The sequence below is a fragment of the Nocardioides antri genome, assembly GCF_008373765.1.
Lineage (GTDB): Bacteria > Actinomycetota > Actinomycetes > Propionibacteriales > Nocardioidaceae > Nocardioides > Nocardioides antri.
The window spans coordinates 102,953-125,504 of the sequence record NZ_VUJW01000012.1 but is presented as its reverse complement, the minus strand read 5'-3'; the positions used below and the strand labels follow the sequence as shown (position 1 = coordinate 125,504).

17 protein-coding genes are annotated in these 22,552 nt (G+C 71.6%); 12 read left to right on the top strand and 5 right to left on the bottom strand.

Annotation, left to right across the window (positions count from 1 at the left end; genetic code table 11):
* Nucleotides 1–37: 37 nt before the first annotated feature.
* On the bottom strand, nt 38–1,384 hold the full coding sequence (locus tag F0U47_RS19135; protein WP_149752079.1) for an HNH endonuclease: 1,347 nt from the start codon (nt 1,382–1,384) through the stop codon (nt 38–40).
* Between the two features lie 447 nt (nt 1,385–1,831).
* Here F0U47_RS19135 and F0U47_RS19130 point away from each other — a divergent pair, with 447 nt between their 5' ends.
* Nucleotides 1,832–3,316 (top strand): aldehyde dehydrogenase family protein, encoded by a 1,485-nt coding sequence (locus tag F0U47_RS19130; RefSeq protein WP_149752078.1) that lies wholly within the window; start codon nt 1,832–1,834, stop codon nt 3,314–3,316.
* Between the two features lie 4 nt (nt 3,317–3,320).
* Here the strand turns inward: F0U47_RS19130 and F0U47_RS19125 are convergent, their stop codons facing one another.
* A complete protein-coding gene (locus tag F0U47_RS19125; RefSeq protein WP_149752077.1) occupies nt 3,321–4,040 on the bottom strand; it encodes a hypothetical protein in 720 nt (239 codons plus the stop codon).
* Between the two features lie 57 nt (nt 4,041–4,097).
* Between F0U47_RS19125 and F0U47_RS19120 the strand changes: the two genes are divergently transcribed.
* Together F0U47_RS19120 and F0U47_RS19115 are read left to right on the top strand one after the other, a co-directional pair.
* Entirely contained in the window at nt 4,098–4,739 is a 642-nt protein-coding gene (locus F0U47_RS19120; protein ID WP_149752076.1) for a UdgX family uracil-DNA binding protein, read from the top strand.
* Nucleotides 4,740–4,761: 22 nt separating this feature from the next.
* Entirely contained in the window at nt 4,762–5,937 is a 1,176-nt protein-coding gene (locus tag F0U47_RS19115) for a methyltransferase domain-containing protein (RefSeq protein WP_246159699.1), read from the top strand.
* On the opposite strand, the gene trhA is transcribed toward F0U47_RS19115, so the two are convergent.
* A complete protein-coding gene (gene trhA, locus F0U47_RS19110; protein WP_149752075.1) occupies nt 5,922–6,662 on the bottom strand; it encodes a PAQR family membrane homeostasis protein TrhA in 741 nt (246 codons plus the stop codon). The genes F0U47_RS19115 and trhA overlap by 16 nt on opposite strands.
* 80 nt (nt 6,663–6,742) lie before the next feature.
* Nucleotides 6,743–7,867: an AIM24 family protein gene (locus F0U47_RS19105; RefSeq protein WP_149752074.1), complete on the bottom strand. Its 1,125-nt coding sequence runs from the start codon at nt 7,865–7,867 to the stop codon at nt 6,743–6,745.
* A gap of 123 nt (nt 7,868–7,990) precedes the next feature.
* On the opposite strand from F0U47_RS19105, the gene F0U47_RS19100 reads away from it, so the two are divergent.
* The 8 genes from F0U47_RS19100 (at nt 7,991) to F0U47_RS19065 (ending at nt 20,766) form a co-directional block, all read left to right on the top strand.
* The gene (locus F0U47_RS19100; RefSeq protein ID WP_149752073.1) at nt 7,991–8,764 is read left to right on the top strand and encodes an isoprenyl transferase; all 774 of its coding nucleotides are present in this window, start codon (nt 7,991–7,993) and stop codon (nt 8,762–8,764) included.
* A 14-nt stretch (nt 8,765–8,778) separates the two neighbouring features.
* Nucleotides 8,779–9,540, top strand: coding sequence for a siderophore-interacting protein (locus F0U47_RS19095; protein WP_149752072.1), 762 nt, complete (start codon nt 8,779–8,781; stop codon nt 9,538–9,540).
* A 35-nt stretch (nt 9,541–9,575) separates the two neighbouring features.
* Nucleotides 9,576–10,910 carry a serpin family protein gene (locus F0U47_RS19090; protein ID WP_149752071.1) on the top strand — a complete coding sequence of 445 codons (1,335 nt, stop codon included), beginning with the start codon at nt 9,576–9,578 and terminating at the stop codon, nt 10,908–10,910.
* A 35-nt stretch (nt 10,911–10,945) separates the two neighbouring features.
* On the top strand, nt 10,946–14,482 hold the full coding sequence (gene mfd / locus F0U47_RS19085) for a transcription-repair coupling factor (RefSeq protein WP_149752070.1): 3,537 nt from the start codon (nt 10,946–10,948) through the stop codon (nt 14,480–14,482).
* A gap of 7 nt (nt 14,483–14,489) precedes the next feature.
* Entirely contained in the window at nt 14,490–15,149 is a 660-nt protein-coding gene (locus F0U47_RS19080) for a hypothetical protein (RefSeq protein WP_149752069.1), read from the top strand.
* Between the two features lie 11 nt (nt 15,150–15,160).
* Nucleotides 15,161–15,784: a nucleoside triphosphate pyrophosphohydrolase gene (locus F0U47_RS19075; protein WP_149752068.1), complete on the top strand. Its 624-nt coding sequence runs from the start codon at nt 15,161–15,163 to the stop codon at nt 15,782–15,784.
* A gap of 85 nt (nt 15,785–15,869) precedes the next feature.
* On the top strand, nt 15,870–18,197 hold the full coding sequence (locus F0U47_RS19070) for a M4 family metallopeptidase (protein ID WP_149752067.1): 2,328 nt from the start codon (nt 15,870–15,872) through the stop codon (nt 18,195–18,197).
* A 259-nt stretch (nt 18,198–18,456) separates the two neighbouring features.
* The gene (locus tag F0U47_RS19065) at nt 18,457–20,766 is read left to right on the top strand and encodes a M4 family metallopeptidase (protein WP_149752066.1); all 2,310 of its coding nucleotides are present in this window, start codon (nt 18,457–18,459) and stop codon (nt 20,764–20,766) included.
* A gap of 58 nt (nt 20,767–20,824) precedes the next feature.
* Here the strand turns inward: F0U47_RS19065 and F0U47_RS19060 are convergent, their stop codons facing one another.
* A complete protein-coding gene (locus tag F0U47_RS19060; RefSeq protein WP_149752065.1) occupies nt 20,825–22,093 on the bottom strand; it encodes an NHL repeat-containing protein in 1,269 nt (422 codons plus the stop codon).
* Between the two features lie 207 nt (nt 22,094–22,300).
* Here F0U47_RS19060 and F0U47_RS19055 point away from each other — a divergent pair, with 207 nt between their 5' ends.
* The gene (locus F0U47_RS19055) at nt 22,301–22,519 is read left to right on the top strand and encodes a hypothetical protein (RefSeq protein ID WP_149752064.1); all 219 of its coding nucleotides are present in this window, start codon (nt 22,301–22,303) and stop codon (nt 22,517–22,519) included.
* The last annotated feature ends 33 nt before the right edge of the window (nt 22,520–22,552 follow it).

Sequence of the window (22,552 nt, the reverse complement as noted above, 5' to 3'; positions counted from 1 at the left end):
GATGGCCCCGCCGGAGGCGGGGTGCGGGGCGGGGTGGCTACTGGTCGGGCGGGTCGGTGGCGTGGAGGTCGTGGGTGCCGGTGGGGTCGACCAGCCATTGTCCGGTGGGTCCGGTCCACAGGTAGGTGCCCGGGGTGAGCATCCGGTAGGTCATCCTGCCGGCGGTCTTGAGGCGGTGGTGGCCGCGGCACAGTGGGGCGAGGTTGCAGGGGCACGTCGCGCCGCCGTCGGCGTGGGCCTGGATGTGGTCGAGGTCGCAGCGTGAGGTCCGGTTGGTCGGGCTTGTCGAGACCGTGCAGTGGGGGAAGACGCAGTGGTGGTCGCGCAGGGTGACCTGGCGTCGGATCCGGTCGGGGATCTCGTAGGAGTCGACGGGCTGGTGACCGGCCAGGTCGAGCACCGGGCGGACGATCACGGTCGTGCCGGGTGTGCCCGTCCATTCGCGGATCTGCTCGGCGGAGATCGGGGTGCGGGTGTTTGCGAACCGGGCGACGTTGTTGGTCGAGCGTGTCGAGACCTCGGTTGCTGAGAGGTGGAGGACGAGCTCGACTTTGCGACCGGGGACGGTGCGGGTGGTCTTCCCGGTGTCGGGGTCGGCGATCTGGAGGTCCAAGGCGAGGTCGTGGCGGGCGAGCTCACCGGCCGCGATCGACCTTCGGACGTCCAATTCCTCTTCGCAGCCGAGCTGGCCGAGGACCTTGGCGCGGCGGGCGATGGCGTGCTCGAGGTCGAGGGCGTCGGCGGCGTCGAGGACGCCGGAGACGTGGGCGACGCCGTCGTAGCCGGTCTGCTGGAGGTCGATGTCGAAGTGCCGGTGGTCCTGGGCTTCCCGGCGCTTCTCCTCGGCGGCGTCGGGGTCGAACCGGGCCAGTGCTTCCTCGACGAGCCGGTCGACCTGGGCCCAGGTGATCCCGTGGGCGAACGGGGCGAGGTGGCGGTCCACGAACCCAACAGCGTCTTCGGGGAGGGTGCGGGTGGTGTCGGCGACCCGCAGGGCCTTCCACACCGGCACCTGTCCGTCGAGCATCCGTGCCCAGGTCTTCGGCAGCCGGTAGGCGAGCTCTATCACCTGTCCGACGTAGGAGCGCCCGGAGTCCAGCGACCGGCCGAGGAGCGCGGCGAGCTCCATGACCGCGAAGTCACTGATCAACGGCGCGCCGGGGCCGGCGACCGGGAGGCCGGTGTCCAGGCCACGCTCGGTCAGGGTCGCGGCGTCACCGGACTCCTCGTCCACGACATGCTCGGCGGCCCATTCGGCGATCGCACGGACGGTGGCGATCTCCCGCTCGGCAATGACGGTGCGGTGCTCGCGGATCTCGGCCAGCAGCTCCTGCGACCGCGAGGCGTCGGCCGGGTCGAGGAGAGGTGTGGTCCCGAGATCCATGACGCCTATTCAACCGCCGCGAACCGACATCTCCATGCGCCCGGAACCCCGCCTGTGGACAGGTGATCCGCTGGCCGCGACCTGTGCACGACTAGTGGCCTCCCCCCACCACCTGTAAGCCCGGACGCCACCGCAACCCACCGTCCTCCACGCTGGCTCCGCCACCACAGCGAGCACCTCAGGCCTCCCGCAGCCTGGGCAGGCGCGCGACCAAGTGCCGCAACCACGACGGCGCGCCACCACCGTTCTTCAAAAATCCAGAACCCGCCGCCCGACGACGGCGGTCGCGCTTGCCGGCCACCGCGTCGCGACCAGAGCCAGGTGGGTTTCGAGGCTCGGCGCTGGCGCGCCTCGCACCTCAACCACCGAACACCCGGCAGGCCCCCACCGATCTCGCTGCGACCACGGTCGGATGTGCCAGCAGCGACCCCGCAGTAGTTTCGGTGCATGACCACCGTTGCGCCGCCCACCACCACGTTCGACTCGCTCAACCCGGCGACCGGCGAGGTCGTCGGGACCCATCCGATCCACGACGCCGAGCACGTCCGGGCCGTCGTCGGCCGGGCCCGGACCGAGGCTGCCTGGTGGGAGAGCCTGGGGTTCAGGGGCCGCAAGGAGCGGCTGGTCCTGTGGCAGAAGCACGTCGTCCGGCACATGGACCAGCTCACCGACGTGGTCCACCGCGAGAACGGCAAGCCGCACGGCGACGCCGCTCTCGAGATCACCCTCGCCGTCGACCACCTCCACTGGGCGGCGACGCACGCCGAGAAGGTCCTCAGGCGACGGAGCGTCGCCCCCGGCCTGCTGATGGCCAACCAGGCGGCGAGCGTCGCCTACCGGCCGCTGGGGGTGATCGGGGTGATCGGTCCGTGGAACTACCCGGTGTTCACGCCGATGGGCTCGATCGCCTACGCGCTCGCTGCCGGCAACGCCGTCGTGTTCAAGCCCAGCGAGCACACGCCGGGTGTCGGGGAGTGGCTGGCCCGCTCGTTCCTGGAGGCGATCGGCCGGCCGGTGCTCCAGGTCGTGACGGGGTACGCCGAGACCGGCAACGCCCTGTGCACCGCCGGTGTCGGCAAGCTCGCCTTCACCGGCTCGCCGGCGACCGCGCGCCGGGTGATGGCCGCGTGCGCGGAGACCCTGACGCCGGTGCTGATGGAGGCGGGCGGCAAGGACGCGATGATCGTCGACGAGGACGCCGACGTCGCGGCCGCGGCCGACGCCGCGATCTGGGGCGCGGCCTCCAACGCCGGCCAGACCTGCGCCGGCGTGGAGCGGGTCTATGTCCACGAGCGCGTCTACGACGCCTTCCTCGACGAGCTGACCGCGACGGCGAAGACCCTCCGCGCGGAGCCGGGCGGCCAGCTCGGCCCGATCACGATGCCGTCCCAGATCGACATCATCAAGCGGCACATCGACGACGCCCTCGCCCGCGGCGGGCGGGCGGTCGTGGGCGGACCCGACAGCGTGGGGGAGCGGTTCGTGCAGCCGACCGTGCTCGTCGACGTCCCCGACGACTCCACCGCGATCACCGAGGAGACGTTCGGCCCGACCGTGACCGTCACCAAGGTGCGTGACATGGACGAGGCGGTCGCGAAGGCCAACGGGACGGACTACGGGCTGGGCTCGACCGTCTTCGGCAAGGCACGGGCGGTCGAGACGGCCGAGCGGTTGCGCGCCGGCATGACCGCGATCAACGGGATCCTGTCGTTCGCCGGTGTCCCCGCCCTGCCGTTCGGCGGCGTGGGCGAGTCGGGGTTCGGGCGGATCCACGGTCCCGACGGACTCAAGGAGTTCACCTACGCCCACGCGATCGCCCGGCAGCGCTTCAAGTCGAAGCTGCCGATGACCTCGTTCCGCCGTACCGAGAAGGACGAGCAGCGCGCCGGCAAGCTGGTCAACGCGATCTACGGCAGGGGCAACAAGGCTTGACCCGTCACGTGGCGGAGCGCCGTACCTCGTTGAGCACCGAGATCTTCTGCCAGATCTTGCGGGACATCCCGGTGGTGAGGGTCTCGATGGTCGACACGGTGTCGAGCACCACCGCGTCGCGGGACTCCTCCGCGCAGAGCGCCGCGGTCTTCCCGACCAGGCTGAGCAGCTCCGAGCAGTAGTCGAGGTAGTGCTCGAGCTCCTCGTGGCTGAGGCCCATGGCCGGGCTCGCCGAGGTCGGGGTGAACGTCGACCGCAGCCGCTCCGGGTCCTTGTTGAGCTGGTGCATGTCGATGATGTGCGCGAGCGACCGCAGCTCGTGGAGAAGGGCGAGCGTGTTCGAGCGTCGCAGCCGCTCGGGCACGGTGAAGAGGAACCAGATCGCGATCGCGGCGAACACGATGTCGTTGACCGCGCTCTCGAGCAGCGACAGCCACTCCACCTCGTGCTCGGGGCCCTCGCCCACCGACCGCAGGGCGAACGCGAAGGCGGCGAGGGTGAGACCGACGACGACCAGGATCAGCGCGCGGGACGCCAGCCTGACCACCCGCAGCCGGTCCCGGTTCTGCGCCTCGCTCGTCGCGACCCGGCCGGCCAGCTCCACCAGGTCGCCCGAGACGGCGTAGAGCCCGCGCTCCGGGAACCGCGCGCCGATGCGCTCACGGAGGGCCTGCAAGGTGGTGAGGACGGGCTCCGACTCGAGCCGGTCCAGCGCGGTTGCCACGGGCGAAGACTAGCCGCGGGCGGCGGTGAGCGCGTCCGCTTCGGGTACCGGCGCGGTATGGCGATCAAGCACCCGGGCGCCGAGAGGTGGGTGCCGGACGACCCGAGCCTGCCGCGCCTGCGGGAGGCGGTGCAGGGGTGCGAGGGCTGTGACCTCTACCGCGAAGCGACCCAGGGCGTGATGGGTGACGGCAGCCCGAAGGCAGCGCTGGTGCTGCTCGGGGAACAGCCGGGCGACCAGGAGGACCGGGCGGGCGAGCCGTTCGTCGGTCCGGCCGGCAAGCTTCTGGATCGCGCGCTGGAGGACGCCGGCATCGAGCCCGACTCCGTGTTCCGCACCAACGTGGTCAAGCACTTCCGCTGGTCCGGGACCCGCGGGAAGCAGCGGATCCACAAGACGCCGGGGCGCGGACACGTGGAGGCGTGCCGGCCGTGGCTGGAGGCGGAGCTGGCCCTGGTCCGCCCGACCGGGGTGGTCGTGCTCGGCGGGACCGCCGGCAAGGCGGTGTTCGGCTCCTCGTTCCGGGTCGGCGACGCCCGCGGCAAGCCGGTCGACTGGCCGGACACCTACCCGGTCGCGCACCCGCCCGCCTGGGTGCTGCCGACGACCCACCCGTCGGCCGTGCTGCGCACCGAGCAGCGAGAGGAGGCGTACGACGCTCTCGTCGCCGACCTGCGGATAGCCGCCGCCCGGCTCTGACCCCGGCTCCTAGCATGGGCGTGTGACCGGTCAGGTGTTGGAGTGCGCGCACTACGACCGGTACGAGTGCCGCTCGTGCACCTGGCTGGAGCGTCCGTACGACGACCAGCTGGCCGCCAAGCAGGACTCGACCCGCGCGCTCCTCTCGGCAGCGCTGGGGGAGCGGCCCGAGCCGGAGTGGCTGCCGCCCGTGGCCAGCGCCCCCGAGGGGTTCCGCACGAAGGCCAAGATGGTGGCCGGCGGCACGGCCGACGCCCCGACGCTCGGCCTGTGGGACCCCGGTCGCGGCGCGGTCGACCTGCGGGACTGCGCGCTCCACACGCCCGGCATCCGCGCCGCGCTGCCGGTGCTGGCCGACTTCGTGAGCCGCGCCGGGCTGCCGCCGTACGACGTGCCTGCGCGGCGCGGCGAGCTCAAGCACGTGCTCGTCACCGAGTCCCCGGCCGGTGAGCTGATGGTGCGCTGGGTGCTCCGGTCGACCGAGGCCGAGGCGCGGATCCGCAAGCACCTGCCGTGGCTCCGGGAGCAGCTCCCCCTGCTCCGGGTGGTGACGCTCAACATCCAGCCCGCGCACGCCGCGGTGCTCGAGGGTGACCGCGAGGTGGTCCTCACCGAGCAGGCCACGCTGCCGATGCAGGTCAACGGGCTGACGCTGCACCTCGGACCGCGCAGCTTCTTCCAGACCAACACCGACGTGGCGGCCGCGCTCTACCGGACCGCGCAGGCGTGGGCGGACGAGCTGGCCCCGCGCACCGTCCACGACCTCTACTGCGGTGTCGGCGGGTTCGCGCTCCACCTCGCCGGACCCGACCGGACGGTGACGGGGATCGAGATCAGCGCCGACGCCGTCGCGGCGGCCGAGCGGGGCCGCAGCGACGCAGGCCTGTCAGCGGAGCAGGTGCGGTTCGTGGCGGGGGACGCGACGTCGTACCTCCTCGAGGAGACGGCCGAGCTGCTCGTCGTCAACCCGCCCCGGCGCGGTCTCGGCGCCGACCTCGCGGGCCGTATCGAGGACGTCGGCCCGGCGGCCGTCCTCTACTCCAGCTGCAACCCGCAGACGCTGGCGAGGGACGTCGCGGTCCTGCGGTCCTACCTGCCGGTGCGGGCGCAGGTGCTCGACATGTTCCCGCAGACGGCGCACCTCGAGGTGCTGCTCCTCTTGGTGGTCGAGCCTGTCGAGACTCAGCGCAGCGAGTAGGTCGCCAGCGAGATGCCGACGTAGTGAGCCGCGAAGGCGACGATCGTGAACGAGTGGAAGACCTCGTGGAACCCGAACCAGCGCGGTGACGGGTCCGGCCACTGGAAGCCGTAGACCAGGCCGCCGAGGGTGTAGAGCGCCCCACCGACCGCGATCAGCACGAACGTGGCGATGCCGACGCCGACGCCGAGCGCCAGCGCGCCGTCGAAGAAGGCCGGGATGAAGAAGAGCGCGGCCCAGCCCATCGCGATGTAGATGGGCGCGGACAGCCAGCGGGGAGCATCGGGCCAGAACACCTTGAACGCGATGCCGAGGACGGCCGCGGTCCACACCACCGAGAGCAGGAGGACCTGGTCCGTGCCGTCGAGCAGGATCAGGCTGAACGGCGTGTAGGAGCCCGCGATCAGCAGGAAGATGTTGGAGTGGTCCAACCGGTTGAGGACCCGCCACACCTTCGGTGACCATGTGCCACGGTGGTAGACCGCCGAGGTGCCGAAGAGCAGGACCGCCGACCCCGCGTAGAGCGCGGAGCCGATGCGGGTCGTCGCCGTCGGCGACAGGCAGATGAGCACGATGCCGGCCACGAGGATCAGCGGGGTCGACCCCAGGTGCAGCCACCCGCGCAGCTTCGGCTTGACGTCGGCGATGGTGTCGCGGATCTCGTCGCCGATCTGCTCCAAGCCTGCGCGGACGCGTTCGTTCGCCTGGTGCAGAGCCTGGTTCATGTCCGTCAGGCTAGCGGCTGCGGCCGGGCCTCCGGGTGCCACCGTCACCGTGACGATGGCCACCCGGATGCACGACGGTCTCAGTGCGTGTGGGGCGGGACGATCGCACCCTCGGAGGGCTGCACGATGACGAAGCCCTGGCCCGCGAACGCGACCTGGAACGCCTCGCCCGACCCGCGGCCGATCAGCGAGCCCGCGGTGAACGACTTGTGGATCGCCGTCTGGAGGTCGATCGACCACGCGACGATCGCCTGGGTGTCGGCGAAGGTCGGCGCCTCGGCGGCGTTGAGCACGACAGGATCCCCGTCGGTGGTGATCGCGACCCAGCCGCTGCCGCGCAGGGTGGTGTTGAACAGGCCGCCGGCAGCGATGCTCCCGCCCTTGACCCGCTCGACGTTCCAGTCGAGGTTCGCCGAGAAGGCCAGCACGTGGGCGCCGTTGATCGAGATGCCGCTGTTGTTGAGGTGCAGGATGTGGACGTGCTCCGCCGCGTTCGCGAGGAACACGTCGCCGGCACCCTCGACCCGCATCAGGGACAGGCCCTCGCCGGTCAGCGCCTTCTTGAGGAACTTGCCGGCGCCACCGCCCTGGTAGGCGAAGCTCACCTGGCCCTGGTAGGCCACCATCGCGCCCTGGCGCGCCATGAACGGCTCCGCCACCCGGACCCGGAGCAGCCTGTTGTTCTGCAGCGACGGGCCGACGCCGGTGTCCTTCTCGGAGAACCGGCCGTCGACGAGGTCACCGGAGATCCCGGGCATCGCGGAGGGACCGGCCGCGGCTGCCTGGGCGTAGGACTGGTCGGGGTACGGCTGGGCGGCGTACTGCTGCTCCTGCTGCTGGGCGGGGTACGGGTCGGCCACGGACTGGACCATCGGCGCCTCGGCAGCGGGCGCCTCGGCAGCGGGCGCCTCGGCTGCGGGAGCCTCGGCCGCCGGAGCGTCGGACGACGGCGACCCGACGACCCGCGTCTCCATCATGAAGGCGTCGTCTGCCGGCGACTCCTCCATCGCGCCTTCCGGCCGGTCGGTGGCGGCCTCGGCGGCCGACGTGTCCGCGCTGCTCTCCGCGGCCGGCTCCTCGGGCGGGTTGAGGGGCGACACCGACTGCACGCCGCCGTCGGAGACGTGCTCGGTCCACTGGGTCCCGTCCCAGTAGCGGAGCTCGTGTCGGCCAGTGGGGTCCGGGTGCCATGCTGCGGCGGTCATCGTCGGTTCCTCTCGATGTTCAAGGCGGGCCATAGTGGGGTCCCTCGCAGGGCCATCGTGTCAGTCTGCGCAACCGCCGAGGAAGAACCCCGTCCTGATCGCGGCCATGGCTACGATCAGGGGGTGGTCGACTGGAAGCGGGGCGTGCGCCGGGTGCTCTATCCCGCCTACGAGAACCGTGTCCTGCGGCGGATGCCCGACAACCTTCCCAAGCACGTCGGGGTCATGCTCGACGGCAACCGCCGGTGGGCGAAGGCGGTCGGTCGCGACACCGCCCACGGCCATCGCGCCGGCGCCGCCAACATCGAGCCGCTGCTGACCTGGTGCGAGGAGATCGGCATCGAGGTGGTCACGCTGTGGCTGCTCTCGACCGACAACCTCAACCGACCGGCCGAGGAGCTCGAGCAGCTGCTCGAGATCATCGAGGAGGCGGTCGACAGCCTCGCCGACCAGCGCCGCTGGCAGCTCAACCCGGTAGGGGCGCTCGACCTCCTGCCGGCCCACACGGCGGCCCGGCTCAAGTCCGCCGCCGAGCGGACCTCCGACGTCGACGGCATGATCGTCAACGTCGCCGTGGGGTACGGCGGGCGCCGCGAGATCTCGGACGCCGTGCGCTCCCTGCTCCAGGAGCACGCCGCGAAGGGGACCTCGCTCGAGGAGCTCGCGCAGATCATCGATCCCGAGCACATCGCCGACCACCTCTACACCAAGGGCCAGCCCGACCCCGACCTGGTGATCCGCACCTCCGGCGAGCAGCGGCTCGGCGGCTTCCTGCTCTGGCAGAGCGCGAAGTCGGAGTTCTACTTCTGCGAGGCCTACTGGCCGGACTTCCGCCGCGTCGACTTCCTGCGCGCCATCCGCGCCTACGCCCTCCGCGAGCGGCGGTTCGGCTCCTAGCTACGCTCGGCAGCGTGGCCAAGCCGATCACCTCCCTGACCGTCACTGCGAGCGAGCAGCTCAGTCCTGGGATGGTCCGGCTGCACTTCCGCAGCGACGACCTCTCGGCGTTCGAGGGGAGCGACTTCACCGACCGCTACGTGAAGCTGATCTTCGGCGACCCTGCGCTGCTGGCGCAGGGCGAGCGGCCCACGATGCGCACCTACACCGTCCTCGACCCCGACCCGGAGGCCGGCACGCTGGCCATCGACTTCGTCGTGCACGGCACCGAGGGGATCGCCGGACCGTGGGCGTCCACCGCCCTCCCGGGCGACACGATCGCGGTGCGCGGGCCGAGCGGTGCCTACGCTCCCGACCCGACCGCGGACTGGCACCTGTTCGCCGGCGACGAGGCCGCGATCCCCGCGATCCGGCAGTCGCTGGCCGCGCTGCCGGCCGACGCCGACGGCTACGTCGTCATCGAGGTGGAGGCGGCGACGTACGTCCAGCCGATCGCCGCGCCCGACAAGCTCGAGGTCACCTGGCTCTACCGGTCGGAGCCGACGCAGCCCGGCCTCGCCGAGACCGTGCGCGCGCTGCCGTGGCGCGAGGGGCGCGTGCACGCGTTCGTGCACGGCGAGGCGCAGGCCGTGATGCACGAGATCCGGCCCTACCTGTTCAAGGAGCGCGGGGTGCCGCGCGAGGACGTCTCGATCTCCGGCTACTGGCGCCGGGGCCGCACCGAGGAGGCGTTCCGGGAGTGGAAGGCCCAGCTCGCCGCGGTCGAAGGCGGCTGAGGAACCGACGACCGGGTCGGGCACGTCAGACAGGCATGATCACACGAAGGGACGCGATCCGGCTCGCCGCCCTGGCGGCGTTGGCTCAGCCACTGCTCGCCGCGTGCGGCGGCGGCGACGACGACGGCAACGACAAGGGCAGGCACCCAGGAGGCGGGAACGTGCAGGACGGTGGACCGCTCGAGCTGGTGAGGTCCGTGGTCGACCGGGTCCCCGGCGACCCCGGCGCGGTCCCCGACGTGGTGGCGGCGATGCACCGCTTCGCGGGCGGGGTGTACGACGGCCTCCCCACCGACGGCAACCTCGTGCTGTCGCCGTACTCCATCGCCGTCGCGCTCGGCATGACCCTGAACGGCGCCGGAGGCAGGACTGCCGAGGAGATGCGGACGGTGCTCGGCGCCGACGACCGCTTCCACGCCGGTCTCAACGCGCTGACGGCCCACGTCGAGAGCCTGGCCGGGCAGCAGGAGCGGGCCGACGGCAGCAAGGCGGACATCGCGCTCGACGCCGCCAACCAGCTCTTCGGGCAGCAGGGTGTCGGCTGGGAGGAGGGATTCCTCGACCCGCTCTCCGAGCAGTACGGCGCCGGCATCCGTCTCGTCGACTTCGAGACGGCCGCCGAAGAGGCGCGGGTGCTCATCAACGGCTGGGTGGAGGAGCAGACCCACGACCGCATCGAGGACCTGATTCCCGAGGGTGTCCTCGACCAGCTGACGCGGCTCGTGCTGGTCAACGCGATCTACCTCAAGGCGCCGTGGGAGGTGCCGTTCGACAAGTCGCTCAGCGCGCCCGGCCCGTTCCACCTCGCCGACGGCGGCACCGTGACCGCCGACCTGATGCGCAGCTCCGACGTCTCCGGCAGGCTGCGCAGCGGCCCCGACTACCAGGCCGCCACGCTGCCGTACGCCGGTGGCGCGCTCGCGATGACCGTCGTCCTGCCCGCCGACGGCGCGTTCGCGAGCGTCGAGCGCCAGGTCGCTGACGGCGGGCTCGCGGCGATGCTGGACGGCGGACGCCCGCACCTGCTCGACCTCGTGCTCCCCAGGTGGACCTTCCGCAGCAACGCCGCGCTGAACGAGGTGCTCGCCGCGCTCGGGATGCCGACTGCGTTCGACGAGAACGCCGCGGACTTCCGGCCGATGACCAGCGAGGACCTCCCGCTCTACATCAAGGCAGTGCTGCACCAGGGGTTCATCGCCGTCGACGAGGAGGGCACCGAGGCCGCTGCCGCGACCGCGGTGTCCATGGGAGTGACCAGCGCGCCGGTCGCCACTCCGTTCCACGTCGACCGGCCGTTCCTGTTCGTCATCCACGACGTCGAGCACGGCACGCCGCTCTTCCTCGGACGGGTGCTCGACCCCACGGCCTAGGTCCCCGGGGGCGGCGCCCGATATCGTCGGGCCACGTGACTCTCGCCGGACTCGCCGATCTGGTCCTCGCCGACCCGGCACTCGCCTCCGCTCTGGCGGACGCCTCCGAGGGGAGGCTGCCCGCGCACGAGCTGACTGGACCGGAGCCGCTGCGCCCGTTCCTGGTGGCGGGGCTGGCGCGCGCCGGACGGCCGGTGCTCGCGGTCACGGCCACGACCCGTGAGGCCGAGCAGCTGACGGCGGAGCTCGGCGACCTGCTCGATCCCGCGACCGTCGGCTACTACCCGAGCTGGGAGACGCTGCCGCACGAGCGGCTCAGCCCGCGGAGCGACACGGTCGGGCTCCGGCTGGCGGTGCTGCGGCGCCTGTGCCACCCCGGTTCCACCGAGGGCACCGGTCCGCTCTCGGTCGTCGTGGCGCCGGTCCGCTCGGTGCTCCAGCCCCAGGTGAAGGGCCTGGGCGACCTGACCCCGGTCGAGCTCGCGGTCGGAGAGACGGCGGTGCTCGAGGAGGTGGTGGCCGGGTTGGTCGGTGCGGCGTACTCCCGGGTCGACCTGGTCGAGCGCCGCGGCGAGTTCGCGGTCCGCGGCGGGATCGTCGACGTGTTCCCGCCGACGGAGGAGCACCCCCTGCGGGTGGAGTTCTGGGGCGACGAGGTCGAGGGGATCCGCTCGTTCGCCGTCGCCGACCAGCGCACCATCGCCACCCAGGAGCGCCTCTGGGCCCCGCCGTGCCGCGAGCTGCTGCTGACCGACGACGTCCGTGAGCGCGCCGCCGAGCTCGGCCGCGCCCACCCCGAGCTGCGCGAGATCACCGACAAGCTGGCCCAGGGCATCGCCGTCGAGGGCATGGAGGCGCTGATCCCGGCTCTCGTCGACGAGCTCGAGCTGCTCGTCGACCTGCTCCCCACCGACACCCAGGTGCTGGTGCTCGACCCCGAGCGCGCCCGGGCCCGCGCCCACGACCTGGTCGCGACCAGCGAGGAGTTCCTCGGCGCGTCCTGGGCAGCGGCCGCGGGCGGGGGTCAGGCTCCCGTCGACCTGCAGGCGGCGTCGTACCGCGAGCTCGCGGACGTCCGCTCCCACGCCCTCGAGCGCAACCAGTCGTGGTGGACCTTCTCGCCGTTCGGGATCGACGACGAGGCCGGTGACGGTGCCCCGATCGCGGCCCGCCCGACCGAGGCCTACCGCGGTGACGTGGAGCGGGCGTTCGCTGACATCGCGAAGTGGCGGGCCGACGGGCACACGGTGGTCGTCGTCCACACCGGCCACGGCCCGGCGCAGCGCATGGTCGAGGCGCTGGGGGAGCGCGACGTCCCGGCCCGCCTGGTCGAGGACCTGCCGGCCGGCAGCCCGCCGGACGCCGACGTGGTGACGGTGAGCTGCGGCAACATCGCGCACGGCCTTGCCATGGACGACGTCGGCGGCCGCCGACTGGTCCTGCTCACCGGCGAGGACATCGTCGGGCAGAAGGCGTCGACCCGGGACATGCGAGCCATGCCCACGCGCCGGAAGCGCCAGATCGACCCGCTCGAGCTCAAGCCCGGCGACTACGTCGTCCACGAGCAGCACGGTGTCGGCCGCTTCCTCGAGATGCGGCAGCGGGAGGTCAAGGGCATCACCCGGGAGTACCTCATCCTGGAGTACGGCGCCTCCAAGCCCAGATCCGGTTCGGGCGCCGCCGACAAGCTGATGGTGCCGGCCGACGCCCTCGACCAGGTGACCCGCTACGTCGGCGGCGAGCAGCCGAGCCTCGACCGGCTCGGCGGTGGCGACTGGACCAAGCGCAAGAACCGCGCCCGCAAGGCGGTGCGCGAGATCGCGGCCGAGCTGATCAAGCTCTACGCCGCGCGGCAGGCGACCAAGGGTCACGCGTTCGGGCCTGACAGCCCGTGGCAGCGCGAGCTCGAGGATGCGTTCCCCTTCCACGAGACGCCCGACCAGCTCAGCACGGTCGAGGAGGTCAAGGCCGACATGGAGCGGACGGTCCCGATGGACCGGCTGATCTGCGGCGACGTCGGCTACGGCAAGACCGAGATCGCGGTCCGGGCGGCGTTCAAGGCGGTCCAGGACGGCAAGCAGGTCGCCGTCCTGGTGCCGACGACGCTGCTGGTGACCCAGCACCTGTCGACCTTCACCGAGCGGATGAGCGGCTTCCCCGTGGTGGTCAAGGCGCTGAGCCGCTTCCAGACCGACAAGGAGGCCGCCGAGGTGCTGGCCGGCCTCGCCGACGGGACCGTCGACCTCGTGGTCGGCACCCACCGGCTGCTCAACCCCGACATCCGGTTCAAGGACCTCGGCCTGATCATCGTCGACGAGGAGCAGCGGTTCGGCGTCGAGCACAAGGAGCAGATGAAGCGGCTCCGCACGTCGGTCGACGTGCTGAGCATGAGCGCGACACCGATCCCGAGGACGCTGGAGATGGCGGTCACCGGCATCCGCGAGATGTCGACGATCACCACCCCGCCCGAGGAGCGCCACCCGGTGCTCACCTATGTCGGGGGCTACGAGGACCGCCAGATCGTCGCCGCCATCCGTCGCGAGCTCCTGCGCGACGGCCAGGTCTTCTACATCCACAACCGAGTGCAGTCGATCGAGAAGGCTGCCGCCAAGCTCCGCGAGCTGGTGCCCGACGCGCGGGTCGCGACCGCGCACGGCCAGATGGGGGAGCACCAGCTCGAGCAGGTCATGCTCGACTTCTGGGAGAAGCGCTTCGACGTGCTCGTCTGCACGACCATCGTCGAGTCCGGCCTCGACGTGTCCAACGCCAACACGATGATCATCGAGCGGGCGGACACCCTCGGGCTCAGCCAGCTCCACCAGCTCCGCGGCCGGGTCGGCCGGAGCCGGGAGCGCGCCTACGCCTACTTCCTCTACCCGACCGAGAAGCCGCTGACCGAGACCGCGCACGAGCGGCTCGCCACCCTGGCCCAGCACTCCGACCTCGGCGGCGGCATGGCGATCGCGATGAAGGACCTCGAGATCCGCGGCGCCGGCAACCTGCTCGGTGGCGAGCAGTCCGGCCACATCGCCGACGTCGGCTTCGACCTCTATGTCCGGCTGGTCGGGGAGGCGGTCCGGGACTTCCGCGACGACGCGCCCGAGCAGCTCGACGAGATCCGGATCGAGCTCCCGGTCGACGCCCACCTGCCGCACGACTACATCCCGAGCGAGCGGCTGCGGCTGGAGATGTACAAGCGGCTGGCCGAGGTGCGCACCGACGCCGACGTCGACGAGATCAGCGAGGAGCTCGACGACCGGTACGGCGAGCCGCCGATGCCGGTCGTCGCCCTCATGCTGGTCGCGCGGTTCCGCGCCCGCGTCCGACAGGCGGGGCTGCGGGAGATCACCGTGCTGGGCAAGAACGTCCGGTTCTCCCCGGTCACGCTGCCGGACTCGCGGGTGGTCCGGCTGCAGCGGCTCTACCCGAAGTCGATCGTCAAGCCCCAGCTCGAGTCCGTGCTCGTGCCGCGCGCCGGCACCCCCGGTGCCACCGGGCGACCGCTCGGGGGTGTCGCCCTGCTTGAATGGGCGCGCGGCGTGATCGATGCCGTGATCGACCCTAAGGAGTGAGCTGAAGATGGTCGGACGGGCCCTGGCGGCTGCTGCGACGACGATCGGCCTGACCGTGGCCGTCACCGGGTGCGGGAGCAACGTCATCGGCGCCGACGGGCCGCAGCCCGGTCTCGCGGCGCAGGTCGAGGACAGCGAGATCACGCTCGACGAGCTCGACCAGGTCACCGACGGGCTCTGCACGATCCAGGAGGCGGACCCGCAGGCGATCGGGACCAGCCGTGCCTACGCACGGTCCCAGATCCTGCAGGCGTGGGTGCGGTCCCTCGTCAGCGCCGCCTACGCCGAGGAGCACGACCTCGACGTGCCCACCCCCGATGCCCGCCTGGAGCAGGCCCCCGGGTGGGAGGACGTCGACGAGGAGGACCAGGACGCCCTGCGGGACTACGTTGACGCGTTCTCCTACTCCGAGAGCGTCCTCTCGGAGGCGGAGGGCGAGCGCCCCGACCCCGCCGACTACGACATCGTCATCAACCCCCGGTTCGACGTGGAGCTGGACGGCGAGGAGTTCGTGCCCGCCGAGGAGCAGCTGTCGGTGCCGGTGAGCGACGAGGCCGCGGGGTCCGACGAGCCGCCGTCCGCGGAGGCGCTCCAGGACCTGACCGACGACGAGCTGTGCGGCAAGCGCCCCGACCCGCAGCCGGCGGCGCCGATCCCGATGGGCTGACGCCCCTCACGATGGACACCCCAGCGAACGACGCGGTCGCGGAGTTCGTCGCGGTCATGCGGCGGCTGCGGGCGGAGTGCCCGTGGAAGCAGGAGCAGACGCACCGCTCGCTCGCCCGCTACCTCCTCGAGGAGACCTACGAGACCCTCGAGGCGATCGACACCGGCGACAGCACGGGAGACTGGCGCCACCTCCGGGAGGAGCTCGGCGACCTCCTGCTCCAGGTCGTCTTCCACGCGGTGATCGCCGAGCAGGCCGGCGAGTTCGACCTCGACGACGTGGCGCGGGACGTCACGGAGAAGATGCGCCGCCGCAACCCCCACGTCTACGGGCCCGAAGCCGGGGCGCCGACCGACACCGCGTCGGTCACCGAGGTGTGGGAGTCGATCAAGGCCGCCGAGAAGGGTCGCGACCGGCTCGACGAGCGGGGGAGGGTCACCGAGGGCCTCCCGCCGGGCCTGCCCGCCCTGCTGTACGCCGACAAGGTGCTCGGCCGGCTCGAGCGCGCCGGTCGTCCGGTGGTGCGGGAGGGTGATGAGGTCGGCGACCGGCTGCTCGCCGTCGTGGCCGACGCCCGCGCGAGCGGCGTCGACCCGGAGCAGGCGCTGCGCGACGCCGTGCGCCGGCTGCTCTGAGCGCCGGAAGTAAATTCCCCCGCAAGATCCGGGGTCGGTTCGTCGTTTCTCTGCGAGATTTGTGCGCATCGCAGATAGTTGAAACGTGAACCTTCGCAATCTCGGGGCGGCGTCCGTCCTCGCCACCGCGGCCGCGCTCGCAGTGGTCCCGCACGGTCCTGCTGCAGCCGACCCGACCGCACCTGCTGCACCGACCGTGTCGGACCCTCCTCCGACCGCGCGTGCCGCGGCGGACGAGGTCGTCGCGGCGCGTGCGCCGCAGCTCCACCTCGGCCCGCATGATGCGGTGCACGCCAAGCCGACGCTGCGGTCGGACGACCTGCGGTTCGTGCCCTACGAGCGGACCCACCGCGGCCTCCCGGTCGTCGGCGGCGACTTCGTGGTCGTGGTCGACGGAGCCGGCGACGTGGTCCACCTCAGCGTGGCGCAGACCGACGAGGTGCAGCTGCCCGACGTGGTTCCGTCGGTGGCCGCCCCGGTGGCGCGGACGAAGTCGGCGGCGAAGGTCACGCGCGCGAGACTGGGCCGCAGCCGGCTGGTCGTCCTGCAGCGCGGCGACCGGTCCGACCTGGCGTGGCGGACCACCGCCAGCGGGCGCCGCGACGGTGAGCCGTCCCGGCTCGACGTCTACGTCGACGCCGACAGCGGCCAGGTCCTCGAGACGAGCGAGAACGTGCAGCACGGCGAGGGCAACCCCGGGTGGTCCGGCCCCGCGCCCGTCAGGATCGACACCCTCCGCACCGGCCCGACCTACGCGATGACCACCCCGGGCGCGACCACGCTCACCTGCCAGGACTCGGCGACGAACCGGACGTTCACCGGTCCCGACGACGTCTGGGGCAACGGCAACCCCGCGTCGAAGGAGACGGGCTGCGTCGACGCGCTCTACGGCGCGCAGCAGATGAAGCTGATGCTGTCCCGCTGGCTGGGGCGCGACGGCATGGACGCCATGGGTGACTGGCTCCCGATCAAGGTCGGGATCGACGACGTGAACGCCTACTACGACGGCACCCAGGTGCAGATCGGACACAACACCAGCGGCCAGTGGCTCTCCGCGATCGACATCGTCGCCCACGAGTACGGCCACGGGATCGACGACCACACGCCCGGTGGGATCTCCAATGGCAACACCTCCGAGTTCGTGGCCGACGTGTTCGGCACGGCGACGGAGTGGTTCGACAACCAGCCTGCGCCGTACGACACGCGCGACTTCCTGATCGGGGAGCAGGTCGACTTCGACGGCACCGGGGAGATCAGGAACATGCACGACCCGTCGCTGGAGAACGACCCCAGCTGCTACTCCGCCACGGTCGGCAACCCGGAGCTGACCGGGGTCCACTCCGCCGCCGGCCCGGGCAACCACTGGTTCTACCTGGCGGCGATCGGCAGCAACGCCGCCGGCCAGCCGCAGAGCCCCACCTGCAACGGGGCACGGGTCCACGGGATCGGCGTCCCCAAGCTGATGAAGATCATGTACACCGCGATGCTGATGAAGACGTCGGCGTCGTCGTACCCCATGTACCGCCAGTGGACGCTCATCGCGGCCCGCCAGCTCTACGGCGCGTCCAGCTGCGTGGAGTTCAACCGGGTCAAGGCCGCCTGGAACGCCGTTTCGGTGCCCGCGCAGCCGGGTGAGGGCACCTGCACGCCGGGCCAGGACACCCTGCGGGTGACGAATGCCACCTCGCGCACCGCCACCGCGGGCACGACGATCTTCCCCTTCACGATGACGGCGACCGGCGGCACGGGGCCCTATGCGTGGTCCGCCTCGGGCCTGCCTGCCGGCCTGACGATCGGCAGCAACACCGGTGAGGTCGACGGCTCGCTCGGCACCGACACCGCCGGGAGCTACGTCGTCACCGTGACCGCCATCGACCAGGCCGGCCAGATCGCCCGCGGGTCCTTCACCATGACGGTGAACGGGTCGCCGTCGCCCTTCTGCACCGGACAGCGCCTCGGCAACGCGGGGTTCGAGAACCAGACGCGGGCGCCGTGGAACATGCCGCCCTGGCTTTATGAGGGGACCAGGTTCACGAGCCGCTCGGGGCTGAACCACGTGGTGATGGGTGGCATGGGCGTGGCCGGGTCCGACACGATGTCGCAGGAGGTGCGGATCCCCGAAGGCTGCCGGGCCACGCTGACGTTCTACGTGTCGTCGAGGACCGACGAGGCAGCGCCTGAGGCGCTCGACACGCTCACGGTGAGGGCCAACAGCTACACCCTGCTCACCCGGAGCAACCTCGATGCCTGCCTGTCGCCGTGCGCGAACAGCTACGTCCAGGTCACCAAGGTCCTCCCCGCGTTCTTCGCCGGCCGGACCGTGACGCTGTCCTGGACCTCGCAGGAGAACGCGATGAACCGGACGTCGTGGTACGTCGACGACGTCGCGGTCACGATCACCCCCGTGCCATGACGGTTCCTCAAATTTAGCCAGCAGTACGGGCATTCGCCTGCGGCGCGCGACGGGGGCGGGGACCATCGAGCATGCAGGCCCCGCGACGTACTCGACGGCCGCGGTGACGACCACTCCTGCACGGTGACCGCTCGGGCCGGGCAGGGGAGGGGTTGCGTGTCCCCCACAGCGCGCATCCCCTCCCCGTACCCCTCCACCTCGAGGATGAAATTTCCGCGGTTTCGGGGACGCCGGTGGGCGACGGTGTGACGATGCCGGGATGCTGCTCAGCCGCTCCCTCGTCACCTCGACGATCCTCGTTGCCACGGCCGCGCTCGCGGTCCTGCCGGGCGGGTCTGCCTCTGCGGACGACCCGAAGACGCCGCCGTCGAACCCGATCCCGACCAAGACCGTCGACCGCGACGCGGACGCACGCGCCGCGGCCGACGAGGTCATCGCGGCGCGCGCCCCGCAGCTGCACCTGAGTCGTCACGACAAGGTGCACGCGAAGCCGACCCTGAGGTCGGACCAGCTGCGCTTCGTCCCGTTCGAGCGCACCTACCGTGGCCTCCCCGTCGTGGGCGGCGACTTCGTCATCGTCGTCGACGGCGACGGCAACGTCGTCCACGCCAGTGTCGCGCAGACCGACGAGGTCAGCCTGCCGGACGTCAAGCCGTCCGTGGCGACGACGGCGGCCCGCAGCAAGGCGGCGGCGAAGGTCAACAACGCACGCCTGAGCGGGACCCGGCTGGTCGTCCTGCAGCGTGGCGACCGGTCCGACCTGGCTTGGAAGACCACCGCGACGGGCCGCCGCGGCGGCCATCCCTCGCAGCTCGACGTCTACGTCGACGCCGACAGCGGTCAGGTGCTGGAGACCAAGGAGAACGTCCACGCGGGCGACGGCCAGGCGGGCTACTCCGGCCCGAACCCCGTGCCGCTCAGGACGACGAAGGTCGGCACGACGTACTACATGACGACGCCGGGCGCGAGCACGCTGACCTGTCAGGACTCGGCCACCAACACCACGTTCAGCGGCGCGGACGACCAGTGGGGCAACGGCGTCACGACCAACCGTGAGACCGGCTGCGTCGACGCGCTCTACGGCGCGCAGCAGATGGACCTGATGATGAAGGGCTGGCTCGGCCGCAACGGGATGGACGGCATGGGCGGCTGGCTTCCGATGCGGGTGGGCCTCGACGACCTCAACGCCTTCTACGACGGCAGCCAGACCCAGTACGGGTACAACGAGGCGGGGGAGTGGATCACCTCGGTCGACGTGGTCGCCCACGAGTACGGCCACGGCGTCGACGACCGCACGCCGGGCGGCATCTCGAACAACGGCACCTCTGAGTTCGTCGGCGACACGTTCGGCGCGTCGACGGAGTACTTCGACAACCAGCCGGCGCCCTACGACCAGCGCGACTTCCTCGTCGGCGAGGAGATCAACCTCGTCGGAGAGGGTCCGATCCGCAACATGTACAACCCGTCGATGGTCGGTGACCCGAACTGCTACTCCGCCGCCGTCGACACGATGGAGGTGCACGCGGCAGCGGGCCCGGGCAACCACTGGTTCTACCTGGCCGCCATCGGCAGCAACGCCGCCGGACAGCCGGCGAGCCCGACCTGCAACGGCCAGGCGGTCACGGGCATCGGCGTCTCGAAGACGATGAAGATCATGTACACCGCGATGCTGATGAAGACCTCCGCGTCGTCGTACAAGAACTACCGGAAGTGGACCCTGATCGCCGCCCGTGAGCTGTACGGGCAGACCTCCTGCCTCGAGTTCAACCGGGTCAAGGCGGCCTGGAACGCGGTGTCGGTGCCGGCGATGGCCGGCGAGGCCACCTGCGTGGTCAACCAGGGCGCGGTGAAGGTCACCAACGCCACGTCACGCACCTTCACGGCCGGGACGACGATCTCGCCCTTCACCATGACCGCGACCGGCGGCACGACGCCGTACACCTGGTCGGCCACCGGACTGCCCGCGGGTCTCACGATGAGCCCGGCGGGCCAGGTCTCCGGCTCGCTCGCCCACGAGACCACGGGCAGCTACGTCGTCCAGGTGACCGCGACCGACAACGTCGGGCGGATCGGGCGGGCGTGGTTCACGCTCGCGGTCAAGGGCTCCGTCGCTCCGGCCTGCTCCGGCCAGCGTCTCGGCAACCCGGGGTTCGAGAATGCGGTGCCGGCGCCGTGGAACCTCTACGGCGGCATGCTGTTCGGCGACACCCCGCACAGCGGGCTGAGGTACGCCTGGATGGGCGGTTGGGGAGACGCGGTCGAGGAGTCGATCTCGCAGACCGTCCGGATCCCCGCGGGGTGCAAGGCCACGCTCACGTTCTGGATCAACATCTCCACGGACGAGAGTGGGACCACGGCGTGGGACACCTGGACTGCCAAGGCCGGCAACGCGACACTGATGACCCTCAGCAACGTGGACGCCACCAACACCTGGGTGAAGAAGACGAGGGTGATCCCGGCGGCCTTCTCGGGCAAGAACGTCAACCTGTCGTTCTGGAGCGATGAGGACGGCTCCCTGGCCACCAGCTTCAAGGTGGACGACTTCGCCGTGACCATCACCGCCCCCTGAGGAGAGTCCGGCACGGAGGGGTCTCGCGCTCACGAGAGTGCGCGGCCCCTCGTGTCGTTCACTGGTAGCGCGCGACGACGAGGTGGCGGCTGCCGTCGTCGCCGGTGGCGCCGGAGACGACGATCCGGCCGTCGTCCTGCAGGGCGAGGCTGCCGAGGCTGTCGTACCCGCTGACGTCCGTCTCGACCCGACCGCCGTCGCCGAAGCTGCTGTCGAGCGCCCCGCTCGGGCGGTAGCGGGCGAGGGCGAAGTCGCCGTCGCCGACCGGACTCACCCGTGCGGACCCGACGACCACGATCCGTCCGTCCGGCTGGATCGCCACGTCCTTGGCATAGTCGTACGTCGCCCCGAACGCCGTCGTCAGCCGGCCGTCGCCGTGGAACGAGGTGTCGAGCTCTCCGGCCGCGGTGTAGCGGGCGAGCGCGAAGTCGGAGCCGCCGCCGACGCGCCAGCCGGCGACCACCAGCCTGCCGTCCGGCCGGAGCGCGAGGCCTGCCGCCTTGTCCGAGCCGCCGAAGTCGGTGGTGACCTTGCCGTCGAGGTGGAAGCCGTGGTCGAGCGCGCCGCCGCTCCTGAGCCGCGCGACGGCGAAGTCGTGGTCGGCCGTGCCGCCGGCGTCGGTCCGCCCGGCCACGACCACCTTGCCGTCCGCCTGGACCTCGACGTCCATCGCCTCGTCCGCGACCCCGCCGAACCCGACGGTCACGCGCCCGTCGCCGCTGAACGCACCGTCGAGGGCCCCGGTCGCCGTGAACCGGGCGACCAGGAAGTCGAACCCGCCGCCGACCTGGGACCGTCCCGCCACCAGGATCTTCCCGTCCGGCGTGGCGGCGACGGCGTGGGCCCCGTCCCGGAAGCCGAGGTCGAGGCGGGCGATGCCGTCGCCCCGGAACGTCGTGTCGAGCGCGCCGCTCGCCGTGTAGCGAGCGATCGCGAGGTCCGAGTCGTCGGCGTCGGCGGGCACCGCGCTGGTCCCGGCGATCACGATCCGGCCGTCGGCCTGCACGGCCATGCCCCAGATCTCGGTGGGGGCGCCGAAGTCGGCCACCACCTCGCCGTCGCCGCCGAACGAGAGGTCGGGCGCGCCACTCGGCAGGAACCGCTGGACGACGCCGCCAGCGGGGCCGAACCCGGCGACGACGATCTTGCCGTCCTCCTGGACCTCGACCGACGGCCCGATCACGCCGTCGGCCGGGTCGACGTGGACGCCGTCGCCGCTGAAGCCCGGGTCGAGGTCGCCGGCGGCGGCTGCGGCCGCTGACGGTACGACGCCGAGGCCCGTCGCGACCAGGACGGCGCACAGCAGACGGATCCGGCGGTGCCGCACCTGCACCAGTGTCGCACCGCTGGACCCTCACAGGTAGGGGTCGGTGATCCTGCAGCGCCGCCGTGCGGACGACCTGAAACGATCGGATCAGGAGTTCCCGCGAATCCGAGACGCCCGGGCGCCCGCACCGCTAACGTTTCAACCGGACTAGGGAGAGTCCCGGCGCCTACGGGCGCTGACGACATTTTGGGAGGGACTCACATGGGCATGCCCCGACGTATCACCGGTGGGATCGCTGCGGTCGCGTTCGGCCTTGCGACGTTCACGGCGACGGGCGCGCACGCGGCCGACGACGCCACGGCGGTCGCCGAGACCACGACGGTCGTGCAGAGCACGAGCGACGACGCGCGCACCAAGGAGGAGCGCGTCCACCCGGCGCGCACCAAGGAGGAGCGGGACGCCGCACTCCGCACCAAGGAGGAGTGAGCCTTCGCTCACGACGGCTTTCGAAGACGTCCG

Coding starts and splice junctions, on each gene's coding strand:
- F0U47_RS19105 (WP_149752074.1), bottom strand. CDS start 7,867: ATGACCGCCGCAGCATGGCACCCGGACCCCACTGGCCGACACGAGCTC.
- F0U47_RS19120 (WP_149752076.1), top strand. CDS start 4,098: ATGGCGATCAAGCACCCGGGCGCCGAGAGGTGGGTGCCGGACGACCCG.
- F0U47_RS19135 (WP_149752079.1), bottom strand. CDS start 1,384: ATGGATCTCGGGACCACACCTCTCCTCGACCCGGCCGACGCCTCGCGG.
- F0U47_RS19090 (WP_149752071.1), top strand. CDS start 9,576: ATGATCACACGAAGGGACGCGATCCGGCTCGCCGCCCTGGCGGCGTTG.
- F0U47_RS19065 (WP_149752066.1), top strand. CDS start 18,457: ATGCTGCTCAGCCGCTCCCTCGTCACCTCGACGATCCTCGTTGCCACG.
- F0U47_RS19130 (WP_149752078.1), top strand. CDS start 1,832: ATGACCACCGTTGCGCCGCCCACCACCACGTTCGACTCGCTCAACCCG.
- trhA (WP_149752075.1), bottom strand. CDS start 6,662: ATGAACCAGGCTCTGCACCAGGCGAACGAACGCGTCCGCGCAGGCTTG.
- F0U47_RS19080 (WP_149752069.1), top strand. CDS start 14,490: ATGGTCGGACGGGCCCTGGCGGCTGCTGCGACGACGATCGGCCTGACC.
- F0U47_RS19075 (WP_149752068.1), top strand. CDS start 15,161: ATGGACACCCCAGCGAACGACGCGGTCGCGGAGTTCGTCGCGGTCATG.
- F0U47_RS19055 (WP_149752064.1), top strand. CDS start 22,301: ATGCCCCGACGTATCACCGGTGGGATCGCTGCGGTCGCGTTCGGCCTT.